This window comes from Cupriavidus sp. 01L46, assembly GCF_056399905.1.
The window spans coordinates 1-4,747 of record NZ_JBFTSF010000401.1; the positions used below are offsets into that span (position 1 = coordinate 1).

Below are 4,747 nucleotides of genomic sequence, written 5' to 3' on the forward strand. Positions count from 1 at the left end.
AAGCGGGCAAAGAAAGCTGGAAATGGGCGCCCAACAGCCGAAAAACTCGATTCCGGGGCGCGTAGTTTCCGGATTGTGAAATCAAGCAGTGCTCACCTGCTCGGGCGGAAAGCATACCGTGTGTGCGGCGAGTACTTCAGCAGCCTGCTAGCCACCGGGAGGACATTTGAATTTAGCCTGGACAATAAATGTTAGCCCCAATTAGTAATGTCACCTCTGAGCCAAATAGAAATGTCACCTAGCGACTTTAGCGGCCTATCCTGACCAGCTTTCCTTCGTACACGGGAGCCAGCCATGCATGGGCAAGGAACCATCACCATGAGCATGCGTGAACTGGACCGGCTTAAGGCCATTCAGGCCGTGTTGGATGGACGTCTGGCGCGTTGGCGCGCGGCGGAACGCCTGGGCATCAGCGCGTGGATAGCGTCAAGCAGGATGTCCGGTTTACCGACAAACATCTTGGCCGGCGCATTGACTCATCAGAACTGCAACCCGTGCTGACCTGTTGCCTCACGTAGTTTGCTACCAGTCGGATTGTCCGGCGGGAGCAGCACAACGTGACGAGGCAAATCAGCATGACGACACGCAAGGAGTTGCTCGAAGCGCTGCGAGTGCGGTATCGCAGCGCGGCGTTCGGTGACCGGATCACGATTCTCGATGAGTTCGTGGCCCTGACTGGGTATCACCGCAAGCACGCCATCCGGCTGCTGCGGCAGCAGGTGGCGTCCGCGGCGACGAAGGCGACGCGCGACCGCGACCGGCTGTACGACGAGGCAGTTCGCCAGGCGTTGACGGTGTTGTGGGAAGCGGCCGACAGGGTCTGCGGCAAGCGCCTGAAGGCGTTGATCCCGACGTTGGTTGATGCCATGGAACGGCACGGCCATCTGGACCTGGATCCGGTCATCAAGGCCAAGCTCTTTCAAGTCAGCGCGGCGACCATCGATCGCATGTTGGCCGCTACGCGTTCACACATCGACGGGCAGCGCAAACGCCGCAAAGGCGTCGGCTCGGCCATCCGACGCAGCATCCCGGTACGCACCTTCGCCGACTGGCGCGATCCRCCACCCGGCTACTTCGAGATCGACATGGTCGAACACTGTGGCGGCCCGAAGACCGACGGTGACTTCGTCCACACCCTCACGTTGACCGACATCGCCAGCGGCTGGACAGAATGCGTGGCCATGAGGACGCGCAACCAGATGCTGGTAATCGAAGGGTTCGACAAAGTGGCTGCCGATCTGCCATTCGCGATGCTTGGAGTGGACTCGGATACCCATCGAGCCAGCATTCATGGTCGCGGTAACCAACGACAGCGAACTCTTCATGGACGCTTGGCAAAAGAGCGTTCTGCTTGTCAGCCCGTCTACGCTGCTCTTCGTCGTTAGAACCGTTGCTCACCTTTGGCGCCAGGAGTATCAGAGCAGAAATGCGCAGGACATCGCGAAACGTGGCGCTGAGCTGTACGACAAGCTATGCGGATTTGTTGGCGATCTGCAAAAGGTTGGCGAGAAGCTGGGGCAGGCAAAGGCAGCGTATGACGATGCCCATAGCAAGCTGGCCACCGGCAAGGGAAATGCGATTCGGCAAGCTGAGATGTTGCGTGCCTTGGGGGTGAAGCCGGGGAAGAACTTGCCCTCCGCGTTGGTTGAGGGCGCTCACGCCGATGACGAGATCATTGTGCCGCCCTTTGCGGAACTTCCTTCGGCGTCGCCTAGCGAGCCCAATAGTTTGGCTGGGAACGCCTAATTTCGATGCCTCAGAAATATCCGCCCAGTCGCGAACACGACCTTCTGCCTTGTGCGCAGACGTCGCCAGCAACTCATGCCGGCGCCACAACCGATTTCCTGGGGCAGCATCTCCTAGGGAATGCCGGACTTCAGGACGAAAAGAATGCCCGTGAGCACGGCCGTATCGTCCAGCGGCTTGCGCCCGGGATTGCGGGCGCGCCGAGCTTTCGGTGGCAACAGTAGTGGCTGTATGAGTGCCCGCAGGTCGCGTTGCCAAAGCGGAACGCCCCTGACCAGCAATGCCGCGGTGGCATCGGACACCAATTCCGCTGACAAGACTATCGGGGCGTAAGACTGACCTGCCGTCCTTCACGCAAAGAAGGAGCGTCACACCCCACCGCCGCTCCGGTCGTTCGTCGCCATCCGCGGCATACATCCTCCGGCCGGCGAGAGCTTGGGGTCATCCGTCGGCCGCGACTCAGCTTTTCGGAGGCTTATCGCCCCGCCCCCGCCACTAGGCCCCTGCTCCGATCGGCATATCTGTGGATACGGCGAACAGACCAGTCAGCAAGTGATTGATTTCATGGGCATTCCTTGTGGGCACCAGCCGGAACCCCGCATGAATGCTAGGGGCAGCTACCTCAGTAGATTGCATCGAAATCAAAGGGATACCAGATAACAGCACGGTCCGACCAAGAAGAGCAGCAGGAGTGTTACTCGCAGCGAGGCAAGCGGACAGAAAACACCGTTTCTTACATGGCACAAAAGTGCCGCGCCGAGCACGTTGAGCAATCAATCCATCAATCCTTGTTGGGCAGCCTTGCCACAAGCAGCCGCAATTTCTGCTGACGCGCCCCCGTGCGGTGCGGTACACGTAGCTTCAGTAGGCTCATGAGAAACAATCAGACGGCTTTCAAAGCTAGCGGAACGGTTAGGGTGATCTGGAAACCGAGGGCAGTCGCGCTCCGGCGCCGCGCGACTGCCCTCGGTTTCCAGATCACCCCAGCCGCGTAAATCCCTTGAAACATGGGGCTCTCCTGATTGTTTCTCATGAGCGACCGCGACGGCGCCACCGACAAGGCGCTGGCGGCCACCTGACCGGTGCCGCCCGGCAAGTCATCGCGCCGGCGTCCTCACACTGTCGAGTAACGCTTGTTGGGTAGGCCGGCTCCAGGGCCTATCATTAATAGCTGACCTATCAAACAAGCGTTTGGCGCTTATGAACTATATGACCACACCTACGGCCCGGACGCGGCATCCGCCAGCACCGGCAAGACGTCGGCCCGAACAACCCGACGAGGCTCGCAAGACCGCACAACCCGGTCAATTTGATCCGCAGAGCAAGCAGATAGCGGATCTTCGCGAGGGTACCTGCACGCAGTAGTTCCAGACTGCACCATCACCAAGGCGCTATAGCGTGTGCAAGCGGCTGACAAGCGGATCGGGGTTTCGCCACGATCGTGGCGTCTCCTCTCAGGCCCTACCATTCCTTGCGGCATCTTGGGCGACAACTTTCCGGGTACCACGGTGCCCGGTCAACCGAGGTGCAACATGGCATTGAATTTTCCCAACCCGAGCCGAAGCTTCGATGCAGCCAAGCACTGCGTATKGTTCTGGGGTTACGACAATGCGCGCGAAGTCACATTCCTGGTCAATGACGCCGTGCTCGCGAATCTCGAACTGGCAATGGGCTCGGCTGAGCCCAAAGTGCTGGCGGCCTTCGACCRCGCCGCGACCAGATCCTCGAACTCGCCAGGAACCGCTATGCCAACGAGCGCCAGAACCATGCTCTGCTGAAAGCGGTGCATTGCGCAGACGATGGTGCCTGACATGGAAACCACCACCAAAGCTCCAGCCGATGATTCCGCCAATGACTCAGCCGGATTCTGGCTCGGCTAGCTCGGCCCGGGACTGATTACCGGTGCCGCCGACGATGATCCCAGCGGTATCGCCACCTATTCACAGGCGGGCGCGCAGTTCGGCTTCAACATGCTGTGGACGGTGCTCTTCACCTATCCGCTGATGATCGGCATCGAGGTAGTCAGCCCGAGGATCGGGCGGGTGAGCGGACACGGGCTGGCCACCAACATCCGGCGGCACTATCCGGCATGGCTGCTATACGCCGTGGTCGGTCTGGTACTGCCGCTCATCAAGCAAAAAGCCGCCTCCACGCATGTACGCGGAGGCGGCGCCTAGCGGCGGCAATCCATACCGCCGCGAGCTTTTAGCCTTTATGCCAGCCGGTAATTAGCGCTGGCCTTGCTGGCCACCCTTCTGGCCTTGCTGGTTCTGCTGCCCAGCCTGGTCGGTCCGTTGGCCTTGTTGYCCTTGCTTGTCGTGCTGGCCGCCTTGTTGGCCTTGGCCACGATCCTGTTGCTGTTGTTGGCCGCCCTTCTGGTCTTGGCTGCCGGACTGGCCACCTTGCTGACCGGATTGCTGCTGTTGCTTACTTTGGTCTTGCTGGCCTTGGCCGGGTTGCTGTTGCTGTCCCATCGTGCTCTCCATGGCGCGGCGGAATGCCGCGTTTATGAAAGGGGGCAAGCTGCGTGCCCCGCTTCGGGCCGCATGCCACCTCTCGATCACTCGAAATCTAGCGCCAATAATTATTGCTACGCAATAATTCACACTAATTCCTGGCCAGCCAACGCGCTACCAGCCCGCCCTCCGTGCAGGCCCCATCGGAGAACACGTCGCGCCGGTCAGTCACCCGGGCACCTTCCCCATAGCATAGGCCCGTAAGCGCCACGCCGGCRCATCGCAGCAGACAGTTTTCTTATCGGGCTTATGACGCGCGGCTATATGAGATCGCGGGACCGCTAAGGTCGACGTGGACGACGTTGGCTTCGTCAGCCCCTATCTCACCAGCAGCCTGCTATTGATCCTTGTATAAATGATGACATCACCACAACTCGGCCTGCTTCCAGCACGCGGCAATGATGCTAGCGCGTTGCTGTGCGCTGCGCAGCCGATTGCGGGCGGTCGTTTTGAGTTCGGTGAGCGAGTGTGGGCAGAAGTTGGCC

At 60.2% G+C, this 4,747-nt stretch carries 5 protein-coding genes and 4 pseudogenes; 6 read left to right on the forward strand and 3 right to left on the reverse strand.

Annotation, left to right across the window (positions count from 1 at the left end):
- The 4 genes from AC1DS3_RS35325 to rmuC form a co-directional block, all read left to right on the forward strand.
- On the forward strand, positions 1 to 195 hold a 195-nt coding region (locus AC1DS3_RS35325; protein WP_477129011.1), incomplete at its 5' end, for a hypothetical protein.
- Positions 196 to 318: 123 nt separating this feature from the next.
- Positions 319 to 501 carry a hypothetical protein gene (locus tag AC1DS3_RS35330; RefSeq protein ID WP_441639831.1) on the forward strand — a complete coding sequence of 61 codons (183 nt, stop codon included), beginning with the start codon at positions 319 to 321 and terminating at the stop codon, positions 499 to 501.
- A 74-nt stretch (positions 502 to 575) separates the two neighbouring features.
- Positions 576 to 1,385 (forward strand): hypothetical protein, encoded by an 810-nt coding sequence (locus tag AC1DS3_RS35335; RefSeq protein WP_441639777.1) that lies wholly within the window; start codon positions 576 to 578, stop codon positions 1,383 to 1,385.
- Entirely contained in the window at positions 1,324 to 1,746 is a 423-nt protein-coding gene (rmuC, locus tag AC1DS3_RS35340; protein ID WP_441639778.1) for a DNA recombination protein RmuC, read from the forward strand. The genes AC1DS3_RS35335 and rmuC overlap by 62 nt, the downstream gene beginning before the upstream one ends.
- A gap of 44 nt (positions 1,747 to 1,790) precedes the next feature.
- Here rmuC and AC1DS3_RS35345 read toward each other — a convergent pair.
- A pseudogene (locus AC1DS3_RS35345) lies at positions 1,791 to 2,024 on the reverse strand (transposase); the annotation flags it as partial.
- Between the two features lie 1,254 nt (positions 2,025 to 3,278).
- Between AC1DS3_RS35345 and AC1DS3_RS35350 the strand changes: the two are divergent.
- Positions 3,279 to 3,556 (forward strand): annotated as a pseudogene (locus tag AC1DS3_RS35350) (DUF1488 family protein).
- A gap of 118 nt (positions 3,557 to 3,674) precedes the next feature.
- Positions 3,675 to 3,869: pseudogene (locus AC1DS3_RS35355) on the forward strand (divalent metal cation transporter); the annotation flags it as partial.
- Between the two features lie 105 nt (positions 3,870 to 3,974).
- Here AC1DS3_RS35355 and AC1DS3_RS35360 read toward each other — a convergent pair.
- A complete protein-coding gene (locus AC1DS3_RS35360; protein WP_441639779.1) occupies positions 3,975 to 4,220 on the reverse strand; it encodes a hypothetical protein in 246 nt (81 codons plus the stop codon).
- A 406-nt stretch (positions 4,221 to 4,626) separates the two neighbouring features.
- A pseudogene (locus AC1DS3_RS35365) lies at positions 4,627 to 4,747 on the reverse strand (IS630-like element ISCARN39 family transposase); the annotation flags it as partial.

What these genes read in the sequence shown, in the direction of transcription:
- rmuC (WP_441639778.1), top strand. Translation starts at nt 1,324, where the DNA reads ATGGACGCTTGGCAAAAGAGCGTTCTGCTTGTCAGCCCGTCTACGCTG.
- AC1DS3_RS35330 (WP_441639831.1), top strand. Translation starts at nt 319, where the DNA reads ATGAGCATGCGTGAACTGGACCGGCTTAAGGCCATTCAGGCCGTGTTG.